The sequence below is a fragment of the Microbacterium sp. SCN 69-37 genome (assembly GCF_001724435.1).
In the GTDB taxonomy this organism is placed as follows: Bacteria; Actinomycetota; Actinomycetes; order Actinomycetales; family Microbacteriaceae; genus Microbacterium; species Microbacterium laevaniformans.
The window spans coordinates 92193-111803 of sequence record NZ_MEEL01000030.1 but is presented as its reverse complement, the minus strand read 5'-3'; the positions used below and the strand labels follow the sequence as shown (position 1 = coordinate 111803).

The following is a 19611-nucleotide window of genomic DNA, read 5'->3' as shown; positions in this document are numbered from 1 at the left end:
TGACGGAATGAAGATCCTCCTCACCGGTGCCACCGGCTACATCGGCTCGTCCGTCCTCGACGTACTGCGCGCCCACGGTCACGACGTCGTCGCGCCGGTGCGCAGTGCGCACGCCGCGCAGAAGGCCACGGCGACCGGTGCGACCGCGGTCGTCGGCGACATCACCGACGCCGCCTGGCTCACTCCGCTGCTGGAGGGAGTGGATGCCGCGATCCACACCGCCGCACCGGGTGACGGCACGGCCCCCCAGTTCGACAGCGCCGTCGCCGATGCCGTCATTGCCGCGTTCGGCGGCACCGGCAAGCCCTACATCCACACGGGCGGCCTGTGGATCCACGGCCCGTCGGACGACCTCACCGAGCAGACCCCGTTCCACCCGCCCGCGATCGTCGCCTGGCGTGAGGGAGTGGAGTCCCGGCTCGCCGCGGCAGAGCTCGCCCTCACGATCGTCGAGCCCGGCATCGTGCACGGCCACGGCGCCGGAATCCCCGCCATGCTGGCCTCCGCGCCTCGTGACGGCGAGGGCCGCCTCACCGTCATCGGCGACGGCACCCAGCACTGGGCGACCGTGCACGTCGACGACCTCGCCGAACTGTACGTGCGGGTGATCGAGCGCTCCGAGCCGGTCGGACGCGTGCTGGGTCTCAGCGGCCACAACGCGACGGTCATCGAGCTCGGCGAAGCGCTCGCCGACGGTCCGGTCGCTGCGGAGGGCGTCGAGGCCTCACGCGCACGCCTGGGCGCCCCCTTCGCCGATGCGCTCATGCTCGACCAGCAGGGACGCGGCGAGAAGGCGCGCTCCCTCGGCTGGACACCCGCCCGCCCGTCGCTGCTCGAGGAGATCCGCGCCGGCGCCTACGGCTCGGCCGCCCAGGGCTGATCGGGCTGCCCGCGCGCGACGCCACCTCTGTCGCTGCGGCGAGCCGCGGTCTACGCTCGCCGCATGTGCCGAAACATCCGCGTGCTCCACAACTTCGACCCGCCCACGACCGATGACGAGGTCCGTGAAGCGGCACTGCAGTTCGTCCGCAAAGTGAGCGGCTCGACGCATCCCTCGCGCGCCAACACCGAGGCGTTCGAGGCGGCGATCGACGAGATCGCCGCGGCCACGCGTCGCCTCCTCGATGCGCTCGTGACCGCGGCGCCGCCCAAGAACCGCGAGGCCGAGGCGGTCAAGGGACGCGCCCGCCACGAGAAGCGGATGGAGCGCGAAGTGCGCATCCGCACGGCATCCTGATCGCCGGCGGCGGCCGGATGCCGCGGCATCCGGCGACTTCCCAGCTTCGCGTCACTTCGCTGCCCTACTGTGTCAGCAGTCCAGGGGGAGTACTCCGATACGGACGGCTCGTCAATACGGTCGCATCGAGGCCCGGGCCGACCGGTCCCGCAAGGGATGGGGGAGACTCTGGCGTCGACCACGTCACGCCATTCTTCGGGAGCCTCCTGTGAACATCACCCCCCTCGTGTGGATCATCACGATCGCCGTCACGATCGCCTTCTTCGTGTGGGAGTTCTTCGCGCACGTGCGCAAGCCGCACGAGCCGACCGTCGGCGAGTCCGCGCGCTGGTCGGCCTTCTACATCGGTCTCGCGCTTCTGTTCGGTGTCGGCGTGGGCGTCTTCTCGGGGTGGGGATACGGCGGCGAGTACTTCGCCGGCTACCTCACCGAGAAGGCGCTGTCGATCGACAATCTGTTCGTCTTCCTCATCGTGATGACGGGCTTCGCAGTGCCGAAGATGTACCAGCAGAAAGTGCTGATGATCGGCATCGTCATCGCCCTCATCATGCGCGGCGCCTTCATCGCCGTCGGGGCGGCGCTGATCGAGAACTTCTCGTGGGTGTTCTACCTCTTCGGCGCCCTGCTGCTGTTCCTCGCCTACCGACAGGCGTTCGCGCACGGCGAGTCCAACCCCGCCGACGGCTGGTTCATGCGCCTCGTGCGCCGCGTGCTGCCGGTCAGCGACGAGTACGACGGCGACCGGCTCACGGTGAAGAAGGACGGTCGCCGCTTCGTCACCCCCATGCTCCTCGTCATCGTCGCGATCGGGTTCATCGACCTCGTCTTCGCCGTCGACTCGATCCCCGCGATCTACGGGCTCACCGAGGAGGCCTACCTCGTCTTCACGGCGAACGCCTTCGCACTGATGGGTCTGCGCCAGCTCTACTTCCTCATCGGCGGTCTTCTCGAGCGCCTCGTGTACCTCGCCCAGGGACTCGCCGTGATCCTCGCGTTCATCGGCGTGAAGCTGCTCATCCACGCGCTCCACAAGAACGAGCTCCCGTTCATCAACGGCGGCGAGCATGTGACGTTCATTCCCGAGATCCCCATCTGGCTGTCGCTGCTGTTCATCGCTGCCACCGTCGCCGTCGCGACGATCGCGAGCCTCCTGAAGACGCGGAAGGATGCCCGGGGCGACGCCCTGCCCGTCGCGCGCCACGACTCCCGCTGAGGGGCGCCGTCGCGCCCTGATCGCACGCGCGGCAGGCCGCGGGGGCGCGTCCGCCCGTCCGGCTCTCGGCTGGACGCGCCCGAGGAGAGGACGTGGCAGGGCTTCTCCGACGTTGCCGAGGTCCTGGCCGCCGCGGCACAGCATCTTCTTCGCGAACGGCCTCGACCTGCCGTGGGAGCGGGCCCCCACGTGGGATCCCGCCGTGTTCGAGATCGTCGATTCGGCCCTCACCGCCTGAGGCGCACGCCCGGCATCCGTCTGCGAGCATGAGCGTATGACCATGAGTCCGCCATCCCGGGCCGTGCGCGTGCGCCCGGCATCCGTCGACGACGCCCGGGGCATCGCCGCGGTTCATGTCCAGGCCTGGCGCGAGGCGTATGTCCGCCAGCTTCCGGCGACGGTCCTCGCCGGGTTGCGGGTCGAGCCGCGCATCGAGCGGTGGGCGTCGATCATCGAAGACGACGTCACCGACGTCTTCGTCGCCGAGGTCGACGGGCGGATCGTCGGCTGGGCGACGGCCGGTGACGGGCGCGACGACGATCGGCCGACGTCGCGGGAGCTGGAGGGCATCTACGTCCTGGCGGCGCACCACGGTACCGGTGCGGGGCAGCTGCTGCTGGACGCGGCGATCGGTGCCGGCGACGCCTACCTCTGGATGATGGACGACAACCCCCGCGCCGAAGCGTTCTATCTGCGCAACGGCTTCGTCCGCGACGGGCTCGCAGTGCCGCAGTGGGTCGCGGTGAAGGATGCCGAGACGGCGCTGCTCGATGCCGACGTGCGCCGCGACGCCGAGACGGTCGATGACCTGCTGCACCCTGCGTTCGTCGAGATCGGCCGCTCCGGCACCCTCTGGACGCGGGAGCAGATCGTCGGTGCGCTCGCCGCCGAGAGCGCGGACTCGCGCGTCACGCCGCAGACCGATGAGTGGCAGTTCCGTCAGCTCTCGCCCGAGCTGGTGCTGGTCACCTATCGGCTCACGACGCCCTCGCGGATCAGTCGGCACTCATCACTGTGGGACGTCGGCGGCACCGCACCGCGCCTGCGCTTCCATCAGGGCACGGTCGTGCCGCCGGCATCCGCTCAGTAGCGCGCCGAGAAGCCGCCGTCGGCGTGCAGCAACTGTCCGCTGACCCAGCGCCCCTCCTCGGGAGCGCGGCGCCGGTGACGAGAGCGAGGGGCATGCCTTGGTGTTAGCCGCGCTCGCACTCCCACTCCGTACGCAACAGCCCGAGAACCACCATGTCCTCGAGGGCCGCGGGTCCGATCCCGCTGCGGCATTCCCTCCACGTCAACGGCGGGGCGCGTCACCAGCTCCGGTCGATGTCCACGCCTGCTCGTGCCGGCGGCGGATGCCGTCGAGCAGCAGGTCGAGGGCGAAGGCGAACTCCGCGTCGTCGTCGCAGGCCTCCCCGGCGTGCGGCGCCGTGGTGGCCATGCGGACGATCGCGGGGTAGGCCGTCGCGAACGCGGCCATCGTGGCGGCGCGCTCCCGCGGGTCGTCGGGGGGAACCGGCGTCGGCAGCACGTCGCGCGTGAATCCCCACATGCGGGTGCTCAACGCATGCATGGCGTGATGCACGAGATCCGCCGACAGTCCCCCCTCGAACATGTCCGCCATGAGCGCGTCCATGTGCGCGAGGACGCGAGGCGTGGCGCGCTCACGCGTCTCGATCGCCTGCCGGGTCCAAGCGTGCGACGACAGTGCGGCGCGCACGGCCATGATCCGAGAACGCACGGCGTCGTCCCATGACGCGGTCGGCGCGGGTGAAGCGACGCCGGCGAGAACCCGGTCGAGCATCGCGTCCACGAGGGCGGCGCGGTCATCGAGGTGCTTGTACAGCGCCATCGGCGTGACCCCCAGGCGCTCGGCGACCGCACGCATGCTTGCCGCGTCGAGGCCGCCCTCGTCGGCGATGGCGGTCGCCGCGTCGACGATGCGCTCCAGGTCGAGACGCGGACGCACAGTTGACACGTATACACCGTACACCTAGTCTGTTGCAGAATCGGTGTACGCCGTATACCACCCGCGAAAGGAACCCCGTGTCTCAGCTCGCCCGACGCCAGGCCCACCTCGCCGGCGTCCTCTATCTCGTTACGCATGTCACCTCGGTCGCCGCCGTGATCGCCTACGGCGGAGGTCTCCTCCGCGCCGGTGTCGCCCTGGAATTCGTGCTCGCACTCGGGTGCCTCGGCACCGGCGTGCTGCTCTGGGTGTTGCTGCAGTCGCGCGGTCCTGCCCGCGCCGCGAGCTTCGCGCTGCTGCGCACGCTCGAAGCGGCGGTGATCGTCGCGGGGGCGCTCCCGATGCTCGGATCGGCGCTTGTGAACGCCACGGCCGAGGGCGAGTCTACGGCGATGCACACGGCCGCGTTCCTGCTCGGTCAAGGCCTCGTCATCAGCGTCAACACCGTGATCCTCGGCTGGCTGCTGTGGGACGCGCGGGCCGTGCCCCGCGCCCTCGCCGCACTGGGAATCGCGGGCGGAGTGATCGTGCTCGTCAGCAACGGGCTGCAGCTCGCCGGAGCGATCCCGCTGAACGGCGTCGCCGCCGGCGTCGCCGCCGGCGTCGCCGCGGTGCCCGTCTTCGCTTTCGAGATCTGGTTCGCCGTCTGGCTCATCGCCGTCGGTGTACGGTCGGAGCCCGGCATCCGCGCAGCACACGAAGGGGGCCTGCCGAACTCACCTCACGCCTTGAAGAGGCCCCAGGTGAACACGTAGAGCAGTCCGACCAGGATCAGCGCTGCCAGCGCGGCCCCGGCAGCCGCCCTCAGCGTGAGTCCCAGACGCCCGCGGAACACCACGAGGAGCCCGCCGCCACTGATCGTCAGCACGGCGCCGATCACGGGGAGCGCGTTACCCCACACCCATCGTGCTCGTTCCTGGTCGGTCGGGCCGTCGACGGGCAACTCGCCGCCCATCCCGGATACGAGGGCGGCGCCCACCGCGATGCAGGCCGCCCCGGCCGCGTACAGCAGGCCGAGGAGAATTGTCTCACCGCGCATTCTGGGGGGCATGCGCGGTGAGGCGAGTCGGATGCGTCGCATATTGGAGGGAAGACGACACTGGAGCTCGTGCCGGGGCAGACGCTTCACGACCGTCTGGCGCAGAACGCGTTGACCGGTAGGGAGGTCGTCTCGCTCATCATCGGTCTCGCCGGCGCGCTGGCGGTCGTCCACCACGCCGGCATCGTCCACCGCGATATCAAGCCTGCGAACGTGCTGCTGCGCCCGATCCGGCACGGAGTCGTCCCGTTCCGGCCGGTTCTCGTGGACTTCGGCGTCGCACACCTCCTCGACGCAGCCCGCGTCACCTCGCCCGGAGTCGTGATCGGCACGGCCTCCTATCCCGCCCCCGAACAGGTGCGAGGTGAACCCACCGTGCCGGCGTCCGACATCTATGCGCTCGGTCTGCTCACCATCGAAGCGCTCACCGGGACGAAGCACCCGTCATCCCCGCCGCTGCGCCGTGTCCGTCGTCATCTCCCGACCGTCAGCGACGCCGCCCCGACGCTCGAGGCGGAGGTGGCGGAGCTGCTCGGGCTCGTGGTCGTTCTCGTCGTCACCGTGATGACGATTCTGGGCGCCATCATGCTCGCCTGCGCAGCGAGCGCCCCGGCCACCGAGACAGGGTGGCAGGCGCAGGCGGCGGCCTCTTATGCGCGACTGTCCGGCGACTCGAGGTCGAACAGTACGGATGCCGCGCGACGGATGTGCACTTCGGTGAGGTCGGCGGCGCGGGCTGGATCTCCCTCGTCGATGGCTGCATAGATCGCGCGGTGCTCGCGGCGTAGGCGCTGCGCCTCGTCGGGCCACTCCTCGGTGCGTTCGGCGGCGCGCAGGATCGGCACCTTCATGGCGCTGCGGATCGCCGCGGTCAGCGCGGCCGAGAGGGCACTGCCCGAGGCCTCGGCGATCGCAAGGTGGAACTGTGTGTCGGCCTCGTTGAACGAGTCGCGGGAGGAGTGCGGCTGATCCATGCGGTCCAGCGCGTCGATCATCCGCGACCGCGCCGTGTCGTCGAGCCGGCGGGACGCCGATGCCGCGCTGGCGCGCTCGAGCACGACGCGCGCGTCGGTCACGTCCTGGATCGTGAAGTTCGACAGCGCGACGTGCAGGCGGAGGAAGCGGGTGAGCGCATCGCGCGGCAGGGCCGCCACGAATGTGCCGGCGGTGGCGCCCGCTCCGGGCTGGGAGCGCAGTACGCCCTGCGCCTCGAGCACACGGACCGCTTCGCGCACACCCGCCCGGCTGACCTCCAGGCTCGTCGAGAGCTCCCGCTCGGGGGGCAGCGCGTCACCGACCTGCAGGGCACCGGACAGGATCCGGTCCTCGATCGCCTCGATCACGAGCTCGTGGGCGCGCGCCTTCTTGACCGGCTGCCACAGGGAATCGGGTGCGTTCTCCGCCATCGGATCCGCGCCACCTCTCTCGAATCTCTTGACAGCCTAACGGTCAGTCACATAGATTGCGCTAGCGGTCAGACCTCTAAAAGGTCCGCATCCGCACCCCGGTCACTCGGCCCTTCGCACAACGGCGTACGAAAAGAGACAGAGATGTACACACCCGAACTCGCCCCGGTCGGCGGGAGCCTCGCGCTCTCCGCTCTCGTGGCCAGCCTCCCGTTCCTCACGGTGTTCCTCGCGCTCGGCGTGCTGCGCTGGAAGGCGCACTGGGCGGGACTGACCGGACTCGCGGTCGCCGTCCTGGTCGCGGTGCTCGGTTTCCGGATGCCGATCGACCTCGCACTCCTGGCGTCCACGCAGGGTTTCGTCTTCGGGCTGTTCCCGATCATGTGGATCGTGCTCAATGCGATCTGGCTCTATGAGCTGACGGTGCGCAGCGGCCGCTTCGAGGACCTCCGGCGCGTGATCAACGCCCTCTCCGACGACCCGCGCATCCAAGCCGTCATCATCGCGTTCGGTTTCGGCGGACTGCTCGAAGCGCTCGCCGGCTTCGGCGCACCGGTCGCCATCACGGGCGTCATGCTCATGGCCGCCGGCTTCTCGCCGATGCGTGCGGCCGTCATCGTGCTGCTGGCCAACACCGCGCCCGTCGCGTTCGGCGCGGTCGGCACGCCCATCGTCACCGCCGGGGCCCTCACGGGCATCGACTACCGGCACATCGGCGCCATCGTCGGCCACCAGACGCCCCTGATCGCGGTCTTCGTCCCGCTCATCATCGTGCTGCTCGCCGACGGGTGGCGCGGCATCCGCGAGACCTGGCCCGCGACGGTCGTCTTCGGTGTCGTGTTCGCGATCGCCCAGTGGGTCAGCGCGACGTGGATCTCGGTGGAGCTCACCGACATCGTCGCCTCGCTCGCCGGCATCCTCGCCGCCGTCATCCTCCTGCGCTTCTGGCAGCCGCGCGGCACCGAGGCCGCCCGTGAACGTCTGCTCACCAACGCCGCCGTCGACCTGCTCGCCAGCGAGAAGGCGGCCACCGGCAGCATCCGCACCCGTCGGGCCGGGTCGCGCGCGGCCCGTGCCGGGTCGGCCACGGGCACGTCCTCGGCATCCGCGTCGACGCGCACCGCCACCGGCCCCGTTGCGACCACCGGCGCCGTCCCGGTATCGGACGTCCCGCTCGACGCGCGGACGGTCTTCCTCGCGACCTTCCCGTACCTGCTCGTCATCGTCGTCTTCTCGCTCGCCAAGCTCGTCCCCGACCTCAAGGCGGCCCTCGGCGCGACCGACGTGAAGATCCCCTGGCCGGGCCTGAACGGCCACATCCTCACCTCGAGCGGTGCCGCATCCGGGGCGACGGTGTACACGCTGCCGTGGCTGTCGTCGGCAGGCAGCCTGCTCGTGATCTGCGGCGTCGTCGTGGCGCTCGTCTACCGTCTGCCGCTGCAGGACGCCGCCCGAACGTGGTGGCAGACGCTCGTGAAGCTGCGCTTCTCGCTGCTCACGGTCGGATCGGTGCTGGCCCTCGCCTACCTCATGAACATCTCCGGACAGACGCTGACGATCGGCGCGTTCATCGCCGGCACCGGAGCCCTGTTCGCCTTCCTCTCGCCGATCCTCGGCTGGTTCGGCACGGCGGTGACCGGTTCGGACACGAGCGCCAACGCGCTGTTCGCCACGCTGCAGCAGAGCGCCGCGCTCAAGGCCGGCCTCGACCCGGCGCTGCTCGTCGCGGCCAACACCTCCGGCGGTGTCATCGGCAAGATGATCAGCCCGCAGAACCTCGCCATCGCCGCCACCGCCGTGGGCCTGGTCGGCCAAGAGTCGGCGATCCTCCGCCGCGTCATCTGGTGGAGCATCGGCATGCTCGCCGCCATGTGTCTGCTCGTCGGTCTGCAGTCCTCCGTCCTCTCGTGGATGCTGCCCTGATCCGGCCCGCGTCAACACACACCGTCGTCCCCACCTGAAAGGCCCGCCATGTCACCCGTGAAGCGTCAGCTGCCCAAGCCCGCCGAGCTCCTGGAGCTCATGCAGTTCAAGAAGCCCGAGCTCGACGGCCGCAAGCGTCGTCTCGAGGGCGCCCTCACGATCGCCGACCTGCGCACGATCGCCAAGCGTCGTACGCCGAAGGCCGCCTTCGACTACACCGACGGCGCCGCCGAGGGCGAGCTGTCGCTGGCGCGCGCCCGCCAGGCGTTCCAGGACGTCGAGTTCCACCCCGACATCCTGCGCCCCGCCGCCGAGGTCGACATGTCGACGGAGATCCTCGGTGGCCCCTCGGCGCTGCCCTTCGGCATCGCGCCCACCGGCTTCACCCGGCTGATGCAGACCGAGGGCGAGACGGCGGGGGCGGGAGCCGCCGGTGCCGCCGGCATCCCGTTCACCCTCTCGACCCTCGGCACCACCTCGATCGAAGACGTCAAGGCCGCCAACCCGCACGGGCGCAACTGGTTCCAGCTGTACGTCATGCGCGACCGCGAGATCTCGTACGGTCTCGTCCGCCGGGCGGCGGCCGCGGGCTTCGACACGCTGCAGTTCACCGTCGACACCCCCGTCGCGGGCGCGCGCCTGCGCGACAAGCGCAACGGCTTCTCGATCCCCCCGCAGCTGACCGTCGGCACCATCATCAACGCGATCCCCCGGCCCTGGTGGTGGATCGACTTCCTCACCACCCCCAAGCTCGAGTTCGCGTCGCTGTCGACGACCGGCGGCACGGTGGGCGAGCTGCTGAACTCCGCGATGGACCCGACGATCAGCTACGACGACCTCGACGTCATCCGCAGCCTCTGGCCCGGCAAGATCGTCGTGAAGGGCGTGCAGAACGTCGAGGACTCCAAGCGCCTCATCGATCGCGGCGTCGACGGCATCATCCTCTCCAACCACGGGGGGCGTCAGCTCGACCGCGCCCCGATTCCGTTCCACCTGCTGCCGGAGGTCGTGCGCGAAGTCGGCAAGGATGCCACGGTCATGATCGACACCGGCATCATGAACGGCGCCGACATCGTCGCCGCGGTCGCGCTCGGCGCGAAGTTCACGCTCATCGGCCGCGCCTACCTCTACGGCCTGATGGCGGGCGGACGTCAGGGCGTCGACCGCACGATCGAGATCCTCCGCACCGAGATCGAGCGCACCATGAAGCTCCTGGGCGTGTCGACCCTCGCCGAACTCGAGCCGCGGCACGTGACGCAGCTCGAGCGCCTCGTGCCGCGGGCCGCGAACGGGGGCGTGCTGACCTCGGCATCTCGTTGACGCGGAGCGACCGGGTGTCGCCCCGCCGCGGGCGGGGGTAGCGTCGAGGGCGCAGCACCGTCGCGAAGGAGCGGAACGTGGGCCGGATCATCCTCTCCATGTCGCACTCGCTCGACGGCTACATCACGGATGCCGAGGGCCGCTTCGACTGGGGCGTGCCCGACGAGCACATCTTCCGTGCCGCCCTCGAGGAGGTGCGTGGTCTCAGCGCCCACTTCCTGGGCCGGCGCCTTTACGAGACGATGCGGTACTGGGAGGATCCGGAGGTCGCACCCACCCTCGATCCGCTCGAGCGCGAGTTCGCCGAGGTCTGGAACGAGCTGCCGAAGATCGTCGTCTCGTCGACGCTGGATGCCGCGCCCGGGCAGAACACGACGTTGCTGCAGGGCGATCTCGTGGAGGAGATCGCGCGCCTGCGCGACGACGACGAGGTCGGGGAGATCGCGATCGGGGGTGCGACACTGGCGGCCGCGGTGGCCGCAGCCGGACTCGTGGACGAGTATCGGAGCGTCGTGTACCCGATCCTGCTCGGCGGGGGCACCCCGTTCTATCCGCGGGGCGTCGGTCCGACGAGCCTCGAACTCGTCTCGAGCCGCCGGTGGGCCCGCGGCATCCAGGCGTTGCGCTACCGCGTGGTGCGGCCCCCGCGCTGAGCGCGTGCGGTGGGCGGGGGCTTGCAGGCGTGCCGACCGCCGGCGGGAGCGGCGGCATGCGGCGGCGGCATCCGAAGTGCAAGGGATGCCGGGCGACACGCCGGTGCGACGCGCGCCCGGGCGGCGTGTCCCCGCGGCCGCCTTGCAGTTCGGGCCGGGGTGCTGGGGGAGGTAGCCATGGCCTGGGGTGCCCGCGGGGCGGTGTGGGGTGGCCCGGATCGGCGCGCGGCGCGCCGGGGGCGTGCGTGCCCGGGCGACGCCCACACCCCCGGCATCCGAAGTGCAAGGGATGCCGGGCGACACGCCGGTGCGACGCGCGCCCGGGCGGCGTGTCCCCGCGGCCGCCTTGCAGTTCGGGCTATGGGTGGGATGCAGCAGGCGAGCGAAGTCCTGGCCCGGCGGCGGCCGGCGTGCGAGCAGGTCGAAAGTAAGCTCGACGCGTGAGCAGATGGCGGCCGTCCCCCGCGCGATGGACACACCACGCGGCATCCGAGACGCCCCGCTTCTCACCGAGCGTCGAGTCCCGCGCCACCCGCTGGTCGCTGGGATCCGCGCTCGTTGCCGCCGCCACCACCGTGCTCGTCATGGGCGGGGCGCGGATGCCGCTCGGCGGCGGCGAGTCCGTCGGCAGCCTTGCGGCGCTGCTCGCGGCGATCGCGGCCGGTCCGGCGTTCGCCGTCTCGTTCGCGCTCGAACGGCGCCGTGGATATCTCGCCTGGCGCAACAGCCTGCCGCGCGCCAAACGGGCAACCGATCTGATCGCCCTGTCTGCGGCGATGATGATGCTGGCGGCGTTGGTCGTCGTGGCCGTCGCGGAGCTGTTCCAGCTGGGTTTCCGAGGCCTCACGATCGACCCGTTCGGTGCCGCGGCGCTGGTCGCCGCCGCCGTCGGCACGATGACCTACGTCGCGTCGGTCTCGGGGGCACGTGTCACCTCCACGGGCGTGGCCTCGCTCGCCACCCTCGTGCTGTTCATCGGCACGCTGGCGAGCATGGTCAGCGCCTCACAGGGCGATTGGTGGAGGTTCCACTTCTCCGAACTGGGCAACGAGTCGGGCTACGCCGGCTACCAGTTCAACCTCTCGCTCATCACGACCGGCGCCGTCATCACCGCGCTCGCCAACTTCGTCGCCCACGATCTCGAGGTCGGACTCCGCGCGCATGTCGAGACCGCGCAGCGGCGTGCACGGCTGTTCGCCTGGCTGCTCGCCGTGATCGGCCTGTGTTTGATGGTGGCCGGGTTCGTCCCGGACGCCGTCGCTTTCCCTGTGCACGTGGGCGCGGCATCCGGAATGGTCGTCGTCTTCGGCGTGCTCGTCGGATGCCTGCTGACGCTCGTCCCCGGAATCGGCCGCGACATCGCGGTCTTCTCGGTGCTGGTGGTCGCGGGCATCCTCGTCGCCGTCGCCCTCTGGGTACCCGTCGACTACTACAACCTCACCGGGTCGGAGTTCATCATCGCCGGCCTGTTGTTCGCGTGGCTCATGCTCTTCGTGCGCCAGGCGAGGGCGTACGCGGATGCCGCCGCGCCGGCACCTCCCGTTCCCGCGGCAGCGGCTCCGGCCGCCGCGTGAGCGCAGGTGCACCAACTAGCGTGAAGGGGACGAAAGGGTGCGGATGCGTGCAGTGGTGATGGATGCCGTGGGCGAGCCATTGGAGGTGCGCGAGGTCGACGACCCGGTCGCGCCCGTCGGCGGCGTGGTCGTGGAGGTGCGGGCGACCGGCCTGTGCCGCAGCGACTGGCACGCGTGGGTGGGCCACGACGACATCGCCGTACCGCATGTTCCGGGGCATGAGCTCGCCGGAGTGATCGTCGAGACCGGAGCGGGCGTCCAGCGGTTCGCCGTCGGCGACCGGGTGACCGTGCCGTTCGTCTGCGGGTGCGGCACCTGCGAGTGGTGCCGCGCGGGCGACGCGCAGGTGTGCCCCGACCAGCAGCAGCCCGGTTTCACGCACTGGGGCTCGTTCGCCGAGCGCGTCGCGCTGCACGCCGCCGACACCAACCTCGTGCGCATTCCCGACGACGTCTCCTTCGCCGCCGCCGCCTCCCTCGGGTGTCGCTTCGCCACCGCTTTCCGCGCACTCACCGGACGTGCGCGCGTGCAGCCGGGCGAGTGGGTCGTGGTCGTCGGCGCCGGCGGTGTGGGACTCAGCGTCGTCATGATCGCCCGCGCGCTCGGTGCGCACGTGGTGGCCGTCGATCGCAACCGGGCCGCGCTGGACGCGGCATCCGCGCTCGACGCCGATGCCGTCGTCGTCGCCGACGGGGCGGAGGTGCCCGACGCCGTGCGCCGGATCACCGGGGGAGGCGCGCACGTCTCGATCGACGCGGTGGGCGCGGAGCAGACGGCGGCCGACGCCGTGCTGAGCCTGCGTCGCCGCGGCCGCCACGTGCAGGTCGGGCTGCTTCCGTCGGAGACGGGGTTGTCGGCAATGCCGATGGCCCGCGTGATCGCGTGGGAACTCGACGTGCTCGGCAGCCACGGCATGGCCGCCGTCGACTATCCGGCGATGCTCGAGCTCATCGCCGAGGGACGCCTGCGTCCGCAGGAACTCATCGAGCGCACGATCTCGCTCGCCGAGGCCGCGGCGCTACTGCCCACCTTCGACCGTGCCACGCTTGCCGGTATGACGATGATCGATCCGGGAGTTCTCGCATGAGCGGGACGAAGCGCACCGAGCCGACCTTCCAGCGCAACGCCCTGGCGCCGGCCTTGCTTGCCGCCGCCGTGCTGTTCCTCGCGCCCGTGCTGCTGACGGCGGGCTGGGGGATCGTGGTGCTCTTCGTCGTCGCGATCCTGGCGCTGATCGTCGGCTGGTTCGCCGTGCAGGCGCGTCAATGGGTGTGGGCGGCGGTGTTCGCCGTGATCGCGGTGGCCTGGAACCCCGTCATCCCGTTCGGGTTCGACGGCTTGGTCTGGTCGCTCGTGCAGCCGGCCGCCGCCATCGTGTTCCTCGTCGCGGGCGCGATGATCAAGACCCCGCGGGACTGAGCGCCTCGGCATCCTGCCGCTGCTGGCGCCGGCCCTCTCGGGTGGAGTTACTCCGGCCGTGCGTTCATAACTCCGGAAATCTCGGGCTGTCTGCCGGTTCAGCGCCCCTCCGGGGCTCGCCGTCGCCAAAACTCCGGAGTTGTACACGGATAGATTGACGGGTCTCTTGACACCGACCTCGCGTTCCACAAGCGTTGGCACCGCATGACAGGCTCCGGCAACTGGGTCGATCCCGCGAAGCGGCACCTCCACGGTCCGGGCGCAGCAGCGTTCGGCGCGGACGCACCGAGCTGAGCTCCCGCGGGACGCGTCCACGTCACCCCCGCGGCGGGGCGGCGCTCGTCACGACGGCTGCGGTGCGTCCTCGCGGGTCACGGCAAGCTTCTCGGCCTCCTGTCGTTGCTGCTCCGCGGCGGTGAACGGCGACGTATCGGGCTCGCCACGATAGCGCACCGTCTGCACGACGAAGATCGCGACGCCCAGCAGCACGACGGCGAACGAGGCCCAGATGTTCGCCGGGATGCCGAGGGGCGCATCGCTCGTGGGATCGATGCGGATCGCCTCCAGCCAGCTGCGGCCCAGCCCGTACCAGATGAAGTACGACGCGATGCTGCGGCCCCAGCCGAGACGCACTCTGCGCTCGAGGACGATGATCAGCGCGGCACCGACGAGGTTCCAGATCATCTCGTAGAGGAACAGCGGATGGAACAGCGTGCCCGGCGCGACGCCGGCGGGGAACATCGGCGCGTCGGGGGAGATCTCCAGGCCCCACGGGAGGGTCGTCGGCAGCCCGAACAGTTCCTGATTAAAGTAGTTGCCGAGTCGTCCGATGGCCTGCGCGACCAGCAGGGCCGGCGCGAGCGCGTCGGCGAAGGCGAAGAAGCGGATGCCGGCGCGCCGCGTGGCGATGTAGATGCCGATCGCGCCGCCGATCATCGAGCCGTAGATCGCGTTGCCGCCGTCCCAGATGGCGACGACCGCCCACGGGTTGTCGCCGGGCGCGAAGTAGTCGCCCATGTGCGTGAGCACGTGGTAGATCCGCGCCGCGATGATGCCCAGCGGCACCGTCCACAGCGCGACATCGATCACGGTTCCCGCCGGCACTCCGCGCGCCCGCAGCCGTCGTTCGGTGATGATGACGGCGGCGATGATTCCCGCGATGATGCACAGCGCGTAGACGTGGATCGTCAGCGGGCCGATGTGAAAGCTGGACCAGCTGAGGTCGGGGCTCGGGATGCTCAGGCGCACGCCCGCCATTATATGCCTGCCGGGTATGAGTTGGCCCGGGGGGGCTCGGGGTTCCGTTCCGCGGTGACCGAACTGCAAGGCGTCGACCGCAACAGGCGGGGTCAGGCCCGGATGCTGCGGCGTGTCGCTCGGCATCCCTTGCAGTTCGGGTCGGGAATGGGCGTTCCACTGACGCGCGGGGGGCGCGGGGGGAGCGGCGCGATCAGTCGGCGCGGGCGGGCGGCGTCGCTGTTTCCTGCTGGGGCTGCCGGGATCGGCGTATCTCTATCAGGGAGAGGAGCTCGGCCTGCACGAGGTGGCGGAGATCCCCGCCGACCAGCGGCAGGACCCGACCTTCTTCCGCACCCACTAGGAGCAGTACGGACGTGACGGATGCCGCGTGCCGCTGACGTGGACCCGCGAGGGCTCCTCGTTCGGTTTCGGTTCGGGGGGTGCGCACCTGCCGCAGCCGTCGTGGTTCGCGGACGCGTCGGTCGAGGCGGAGGAGAGCGACCCGGCATCCACCCTCTCGCTCTACCGCCGGGCCCTCGCCCTGCGGCGCGTTGTGCTGTCGAGTGCACCGGTCGACGGCGAGACCGTGCCTGGGGAGACGACAGTCTGGATCACGGGGGACTGATCCGGCCGGTCGCGTTGCGGGTGTGGGCGGGTGCCGAACTGCAAGGGATCGCCGTCGACACGCGGGGGTGGGTGAGGGATGCCGCGGCGTGTCGCCCGGCATCCCTTGCTGTTCGGGCGGGGACGGCGCGAGCGACCCGATCGATGTGTTCAACTGGAGCGTGGCGTTGACCGAGAGCGGCGACTGAGCCGATGAACTCCAGGGCGGGGAGGAGTGCGGCCGCATCGGTTCTTGCCGTCGCGGTCATCCAGGTCGTCGTTTTCGCGATCACGACCGCGGTCTGGGTCGGGAGCACGGTCTTCGCCGGGGGCGCATGCGCGCCCCGCTGCGACTGGTCGGGCGCCGACCTCGCGGGCGCCGTCTACTACCTCGTCGCCGTCGTGATGTTTGTCGGCACCGCAGCGGCGGCTCTCTTCGCGTGGCGGACGGAGAGGGATCTCACCTGGGTTCCGCTCGCCGCCAGCGCGGGCATCGTGGCGGGGCTGCTGATTGCGCTCAGACTCTTCCAGGCGGCGATGGGATCTTAAGCGTCAGCGGGGTCGGCGACTCAGCAGGGGGCCGAGGGGGATCTCCAACAGCAGGACGAGCAACCAGAGAGCGCCGTACTGCGGAAACAGCAGCACGAGCGCGAGCGCGAGCGCCATCAAGATCGTGCCGATCCAGTGCGTCAGCGGCGGTGCGGGTGCGCGGTCGCTCAGTCCCGCCCGCTGCAGCGCCACCGCCTGTACGCGCAGGATCACTCCGCCCACCAGCATCGTTCCGACGTAGGCGCCCAGCCCGACCCGGTCTGTGCCCGGTCCGGCGAGATCGAGCGCCGTCGCGACCGGCAGGAAGACGATCGTCGCGAGCCAGAGGGTCTGCAGGCGGCCGACCAGGCGGTTGTAGCCGCGCGCATGCACGAACATCACGTGGTTCGCGCGCCAGAAGGCCGCGATCACCACGAAGCTCAGCGCCGCAGAGATCATCCCGGTCACGTTGTCGGCGAAGAAGGCCGACGCCGACTCGGCATCCATCGCCTTATCCACCAGGGGCAGCACGACGAGAGTGATCGCGATCGCGACGACGGCGTCGCTGAATGCGACGAGTCGGTCGAGGGCCTTCTCGCCCTGAACCGCGTTTCGCGCGCCGTCGTCGATCTGGTCTTCGGACATGGCGTCAGGCTAGCGGGGCAGCGCGGCTGTGGAGAACTTCCGGGGCCGACTCACGCGGATGGCTAGGATGCCGGGGTGACAGCCGCCCGCCTCGTTTCCCGTGCCGCATTCTCCCTCCTCGTCGCTGCCGGAGCCCTCGCGTTCGCGGGATGCGCTGCCGGGAGCGGCTCAGCGGCGAGCCCGTCGATCTCCGCGTCCGGAGCCGTCGGCGCCGGCACGGGCGCGCCGTCGGACGGGGCGACCGATCCCGGTGCCGGGGGCAGCGACGGCGGCGAGAACGCCGGAGGCGGCAGCGCTCCGTCTGCACCCACCATGGCGCTCGCCGACGTGCTTGACCGCTACCCCGACTGCGCCGCCATGGGCTCTGTGCTCGGTTCGGCGATCGACGGACTCGAACTCGGCGACCAGAGCAACGAAGACGGCACCGTGCAGTGCAACTGGATGTCGACGACCGGCGACTACGTGAACACCGTTCTGCTCACGGTGACGACCAACAACGGAGCCGGCGATGTGCCCAAGAAGGAGGACATCGCCGCCATCGGGTCGGAATACATCGCGGATGCGGCCGTCGAGGCTCGGGGCGGCATCGCCTACGGCACGAAGTCCACGGGAGACCTCCGCATCTACGGCACGCTCGTCGACGTACCGGGAGTGGGGGTCTCGATCAGCTCGGGCGCGCTCAACGAAGACCCGCGCATCTTCGGCGCCCCGGCCGTCGCCGCAGCCAAGCAGCTCCTCGGCATCGCGGGCTGACCCGCCTCGACGTCGACCCTCGCCCGCTCCGCTGCTCGCCGGGCTCGCGCTCAGCCGCGTCCGATAAAATCCCTCGTGCCCGAAACGCCTGCAGACACCGAGATCACGCCCGACCCGGACGATGCGGCGACCCCGGCCCTGGCTCCGGCCCCCATCGCGATCGACCCCCACGAGCTGGAGATCGCGCTGCGCGTCATCGACGCGGCATCCCTCCTCGATCGCGACGACCCCACCTACATCGCCCTGCGCCGCCAGACCGGCAAGATGTACAAGGACGTCAAGCGCATGTCGCGCAAGGAGAAGCGTCAGCGCATCGCCGACGCCGACCGTGCGGTCGTCGCCGCCACCGCGACGGGTGCACCGGACCGCATCGACGACGAGACCCGCGGCATCCCGCTCGCGGCCCGCACCGCGGCCCCGACCGCGGGCGAGCTCATCAAGCCCCGCGCCTGCTATATCTGCAAAGAGCAGTACACGATCGTCGACGCGTTCTACCACCAGCTGTGCCCCGACTGCGCGGCGATGAGCCACGCCAAGCGCGACGCCCGCACCGACCTCACCGGCCGTCGTGCCCTGCTCACGGGAGGCCGCGCGAAGATCGGCATGTACATCGCGCTGCGGCTGCTGCGCGACGGCGCCCACACGACCATCACGACCCGCTTCCCGCGCGACGCCGTCCGCCGCTTCTCGGCACTGCCCGACAGCGGCGACTGGATCCACCGACTCAAGATCGTCGGCATCGACCTGCGCGACCCCGCCCAGGTCATCGGCCTCGCGGATGCCGTCGCCGCCGACGGGCCGCTGGACATCCTCATCAACAACGCGGCGCAGACCGTGCGTCGCTCCGCCGGGGCGTACAAGCCGCTCGTGGACGCCGAGCTCGCGCCGCTGCCGCAGGGACCGCTGCCCGAATTGCTGACCTTCGGCCACACCAACGACGCCCACCCGCTCGCGCTGGCCCAGTCGGTGTCGAGCCATCCCATCCTCGCCGCCGCCGCTCGCACGGCGGAAGAGCTCACCGCCGAGGCGATGGCCGCCGGGTCGTCGTCGCTCGAGCGTCTCGCGGCGGGCACCGCGATCGACGCCGGCGGCCTCATCCCCGACGAGAACCACATCAACAGCTGGACGCAGTCGGTCGAGCAGGTCGAGCCGCTGGAGATGCTCGAGGTGCAGCTGGCGAACATGACCGCGCCGTTCCTGCTCGTCTCGCGTCTGCGTCCCGCGATGGCGGCGTCACCGGCGCGGCGAAAGTACGTCGTGAACGTCTCGGCGATGGAGGGCGTGTTCGGCCGCGGCTACAAGGGTCCCGGTCACCCGCACACCAACATGGCGAAGGCGGCCCTCAACATGCTCACGCGCACGAGCGCGCGCGAGATGTTCGAGACCGACGGCATCCTCATGACGGCCGTCGACACGGGGTGGATCACCGACGAGCGCCCGCACTACACGAAGGTGCGGCTCGCCGAGGAGGGCTTCCACGCCCCGCTCGACCTCGTGGACGGCGCCGCGCGCGTGTACGACCCGATCGTCCGCGGTGAGGCGGGCGAAGACCTCTTCGGCATCTTCCTCAAGGACTACCGCAAGAGCTCATGGTGAGCCGGTCGGCTTCCGTCGGAGGCGCTCAGGCCTCCGGCAGGAAGTAGGCCGCCGCGAGGGGTGCGACCTCGAGAGCGGATGCCGCGGCGCGGTCGACCCAGCGCAGCTCCTCGATCTCGGCATCCGTCACCGGCTGCTGGTCGCCGATGTCGACGCGGAAGACGTCCGCCACGACCGCGAAGCCCGGCTCGTTGGCGGCGGGGGCGGTGAACTCGCCGAGCGGCGTGAGGTCTGTCGGTTGCAGGCGCAGCCCCACCTCTTCGGCGAGCTCGCGGAGGAGCGTCTGTGCGGCATCCTCACCCGCCTCCGGCTTGCCGCCGGGCTGCATGAACGCGGTCGTCCCCGCCTTGCGCACGAGCAGCAGCCGTCCGTCGACGTCGGTGATCACGGCGGCGGAGACACGGATCGAGCGAGCCGGATCGGTCGTGGGGATCGGCGGAGGCGTCGAGGTCACCCTCGCACGCTAACACTCCGGCGCCCCGGCCCCTGTTCGAGCG

22 protein-coding genes and 1 pseudogene are annotated in these 19611 nt (G+C 70.6%); 17 read left to right on the top strand and 6 right to left on the bottom strand.

Translation table 11 applies throughout. The features are described from left to right. The first annotated feature begins 7 nt into the window (after positions 1 to 7). The 5 genes from ABS64_RS09415 to ABS64_RS09395 all read left to right on the top strand — a co-directional run bounded on the left by ABS64_RS09415 (position 8) and on the right by ABS64_RS09395 (position 3540). The gene (locus tag ABS64_RS09415) at positions 8 to 880 is read left to right on the top strand and encodes an NAD-dependent epimerase/dehydratase family protein (protein ID WP_288120585.1); all 873 of its coding nucleotides are present in this window, start codon (positions 8 to 10) and stop codon (positions 878 to 880) included. Positions 881 to 943: 63 nt separating this feature from the next. Beyond that, the gene (locus ABS64_RS09410; protein WP_141379705.1) at positions 944 to 1237 is read left to right on the top strand and encodes a DUF2277 domain-containing protein; all 294 of its coding nucleotides are present in this window, start codon (positions 944 to 946) and stop codon (positions 1235 to 1237) included. 208 nt (positions 1238 to 1445) lie between these two features. Beyond that, positions 1446 to 2450, top strand: a complete 1005-nt coding sequence (locus ABS64_RS09405) for a TerC family protein (protein ID WP_016463894.1) — start codon at positions 1446 to 1448, stop codon at positions 2448 to 2450. Positions 2451 to 2562: 112 nt separating this feature from the next. Beyond that, positions 2563 to 2688: a hypothetical protein gene (locus tag ABS64_RS09400; protein WP_255314009.1), complete on the top strand. Its 126-nt coding sequence runs from the start codon at positions 2563 to 2565 to the stop codon at positions 2686 to 2688. A 42-nt stretch (positions 2689 to 2730) separates the two neighbouring features. After that, on the top strand, positions 2731 to 3540 hold the full coding sequence (locus tag ABS64_RS09395) for a GNAT family N-acetyltransferase (RefSeq protein WP_292683118.1): 810 nt from the start codon (positions 2731 to 2733) through the stop codon (positions 3538 to 3540). 201 nt (positions 3541 to 3741) lie between these two features. Here the strand turns inward: ABS64_RS09395 and ABS64_RS09390 are convergent, their stop codons facing one another. Further along, positions 3742 to 4425 (bottom strand): TetR/AcrR family transcriptional regulator C-terminal domain-containing protein, encoded by a 684-nt coding sequence (locus tag ABS64_RS09390; protein WP_292683116.1) that lies wholly within the window; start codon positions 4423 to 4425, stop codon positions 3742 to 3744. A gap of 68 nt (positions 4426 to 4493) precedes the next feature. Here ABS64_RS09390 and ABS64_RS09385 point away from each other — a divergent pair, with 68 nt between their 5' ends. Continuing rightward, positions 4494 to 5171 (top strand): DUF4386 domain-containing protein, encoded by a 678-nt coding sequence (locus ABS64_RS09385; RefSeq protein ID WP_292683114.1) that lies wholly within the window; start codon positions 4494 to 4496, stop codon positions 5169 to 5171. Here the strand turns inward: ABS64_RS09385 and ABS64_RS09380 are convergent. Beyond that, positions 5138 to 5467 (bottom strand): hypothetical protein, encoded by a 330-nt coding sequence (locus ABS64_RS09380; RefSeq protein WP_036291038.1) that lies wholly within the window; start codon positions 5465 to 5467, stop codon positions 5138 to 5140. The two genes, ABS64_RS09385 and ABS64_RS09380, sit on opposite strands and share 34 nt — an antisense overlap. 57 nt (positions 5468 to 5524) lie before the next feature. Here ABS64_RS09380 and ABS64_RS09375 point away from each other — a divergent pair, with 57 nt between their 5' ends. Further along, positions 5525 to 6220 carry a protein kinase gene (locus tag ABS64_RS09375; RefSeq protein WP_292683109.1) on the top strand — a complete coding sequence of 232 codons (696 nt, stop codon included), beginning with the start codon at positions 5525 to 5527 and terminating at the stop codon, positions 6218 to 6220. Here ABS64_RS09375 and ABS64_RS09370 read toward each other — a convergent pair. Next, positions 6106 to 6861, bottom strand: a complete 756-nt coding sequence (locus ABS64_RS09370) for an FCD domain-containing protein (protein ID WP_292683106.1) — start codon at positions 6859 to 6861, stop codon at positions 6106 to 6108. The two genes, ABS64_RS09375 and ABS64_RS09370, sit on opposite strands and share 115 nt — an antisense overlap. 144 nt (positions 6862 to 7005) lie before the next feature. Between ABS64_RS09370 and ABS64_RS09365 the strand changes: the two genes are divergently transcribed. From ABS64_RS09365 to ABS64_RS09340, 6 genes are all read left to right on the top strand, one after another. Continuing rightward, positions 7006 to 8784, top strand: coding sequence for an L-lactate permease (locus ABS64_RS09365; protein WP_292683103.1), 1779 nt, complete (start codon positions 7006 to 7008; stop codon positions 8782 to 8784). Between the two features lie 48 nt (positions 8785 to 8832). Beyond that, a complete protein-coding gene (locus tag ABS64_RS09360; RefSeq protein ID WP_292683099.1) occupies positions 8833 to 10104 on the top strand; it encodes an alpha-hydroxy acid oxidase in 1272 nt (423 codons plus the stop codon). A gap of 77 nt (positions 10105 to 10181) precedes the next feature. Then, positions 10182 to 10757: a dihydrofolate reductase family protein gene (locus ABS64_RS09355; protein ID WP_036291033.1), complete on the top strand. Its 576-nt coding sequence runs from the start codon at positions 10182 to 10184 to the stop codon at positions 10755 to 10757. Positions 10758 to 11197: 440 nt separating this feature from the next. Continuing rightward, positions 11198 to 12331, top strand: a complete 1134-nt coding sequence (locus ABS64_RS09350; RefSeq protein WP_036291171.1) for a DUF998 domain-containing protein — start codon at positions 11198 to 11200, stop codon at positions 12329 to 12331. A gap of 43 nt (positions 12332 to 12374) precedes the next feature. Continuing rightward, a complete protein-coding gene (locus ABS64_RS09345; RefSeq protein WP_292683093.1) occupies positions 12375 to 13418 on the top strand; it encodes an alcohol dehydrogenase catalytic domain-containing protein in 1044 nt (347 codons plus the stop codon). Next, a complete protein-coding gene (locus ABS64_RS09340; RefSeq protein ID WP_016463927.1) occupies positions 13415 to 13750 on the top strand; it encodes a DUF6804 family protein in 336 nt (111 codons plus the stop codon). The genes ABS64_RS09345 and ABS64_RS09340 overlap by 4 nt, the downstream gene beginning before the upstream one ends. Positions 13751 to 14092: 342 nt before the next feature. On the opposite strand, the gene lgt is transcribed toward ABS64_RS09340, so the two are convergent. Further along, positions 14093 to 15007 carry a prolipoprotein diacylglyceryl transferase gene (gene lgt, locus ABS64_RS09335; protein ID WP_292683089.1) on the bottom strand — a complete coding sequence of 305 codons (915 nt, stop codon included), beginning with the start codon at positions 15005 to 15007 and terminating at the stop codon, positions 14093 to 14095. 226 nt (positions 15008 to 15233) lie between these two features. Here lgt and ABS64_RS09330 point away from each other — a divergent pair. Then, a pseudogene (locus tag ABS64_RS09330) lies at positions 15234 to 15614 on the top strand (alpha-amylase); the annotation flags it as partial. A gap of 191 nt (positions 15615 to 15805) precedes the next feature. Continuing rightward, the gene (locus tag ABS64_RS09325; RefSeq protein WP_005051574.1) at positions 15806 to 16141 is read left to right on the top strand and encodes a hypothetical protein; all 336 of its coding nucleotides are present in this window, start codon (positions 15806 to 15808) and stop codon (positions 16139 to 16141) included. A gap of 3 nt (positions 16142 to 16144) precedes the next feature. Here ABS64_RS09325 and ABS64_RS09320 read toward each other — a convergent pair whose 3' ends face one another. Continuing rightward, on the bottom strand, positions 16145 to 16765 hold the full coding sequence (locus ABS64_RS09320; protein WP_036290539.1) for a TMEM175 family protein: 621 nt from the start codon (positions 16763 to 16765) through the stop codon (positions 16145 to 16147). Positions 16766 to 16840: 75 nt separating this feature from the next. Between ABS64_RS09320 and ABS64_RS09315 the strand changes: the two genes are divergently transcribed. Beyond that, positions 16841 to 17518, top strand: coding sequence for a hypothetical protein (locus tag ABS64_RS09315; protein ID WP_036290538.1), 678 nt, complete (start codon positions 16841 to 16843; stop codon positions 17516 to 17518). A gap of 102 nt (positions 17519 to 17620) precedes the next feature. Then, on the top strand, positions 17621 to 19114 hold the full coding sequence (locus ABS64_RS09310) for an SDR family oxidoreductase (RefSeq protein WP_292683173.1): 1494 nt from the start codon (positions 17621 to 17623) through the stop codon (positions 19112 to 19114). A 25-nt stretch (positions 19115 to 19139) separates the two neighbouring features. Here ABS64_RS09310 and ABS64_RS09305 read toward each other — a convergent pair whose 3' ends face one another. Next, the gene (locus ABS64_RS09305) at positions 19140 to 19568 is read right to left on the bottom strand and encodes an NUDIX domain-containing protein (RefSeq protein ID WP_197017311.1); all 429 of its coding nucleotides are present in this window, start codon (positions 19566 to 19568) and stop codon (positions 19140 to 19142) included. Positions 19569 to 19611 lie beyond the last annotated feature (43 nt).

Excerpts from the sequence above, each read along its gene's own strand:
- ABS64_RS09325 (WP_005051574.1), top strand. The coding sequence starts at position 15,806 with ATGAACTCCAGGGCGGGGAGGAGTGCGGCCGCATCGGTTCTTGCCGTC.
- ABS64_RS09370 (WP_292683106.1), bottom strand. The coding sequence starts at position 6,861 with ATGGCGGAGAACGCACCCGATTCCCTGTGGCAGCCGGTCAAGAAGGCG.
- ABS64_RS09380 (WP_036291038.1), bottom strand. The coding sequence starts at position 5,467 with ATGCCCCCCAGAATGCGCGGTGAGACAATTCTCCTCGGCCTGCTGTAC.
- lgt (WP_292683089.1), bottom strand. The coding sequence starts at position 15,007 with ATGGCGGGCGTGCGCCTGAGCATCCCGAGCCCCGACCTCAGCTGGTCC.
- ABS64_RS09395 (WP_292683118.1), top strand. The coding sequence starts at position 2,731 with ATGAGTCCGCCATCCCGGGCCGTGCGCGTGCGCCCGGCATCCGTCGAC.
- ABS64_RS09340 (WP_016463927.1), top strand. The coding sequence starts at position 13,415 with ATGAGCGGGACGAAGCGCACCGAGCCGACCTTCCAGCGCAACGCCCTG.
- ABS64_RS09345 (WP_292683093.1), top strand. The coding sequence starts at position 12,375 with ATGCGTGCAGTGGTGATGGATGCCGTGGGCGAGCCATTGGAGGTGCGC.
- ABS64_RS09360 (WP_292683099.1), top strand. The coding sequence starts at position 8,833 with ATGTCACCCGTGAAGCGTCAGCTGCCCAAGCCCGCCGAGCTCCTGGAG.
- ABS64_RS09415 (WP_288120585.1), top strand. The coding sequence starts at position 8 with ATGAAGATCCTCCTCACCGGTGCCACCGGCTACATCGGCTCGTCCGTC.
- ABS64_RS09410 (WP_141379705.1), top strand. The coding sequence starts at position 944 with ATGTGCCGAAACATCCGCGTGCTCCACAACTTCGACCCGCCCACGACC.
- ABS64_RS09365 (WP_292683103.1), top strand. The coding sequence starts at position 7,006 with ATGTACACACCCGAACTCGCCCCGGTCGGCGGGAGCCTCGCGCTCTCC.
- ABS64_RS09320 (WP_036290539.1), bottom strand. The coding sequence starts at position 16,765 with ATGTCCGAAGACCAGATCGACGACGGCGCGCGAAACGCGGTTCAGGGC.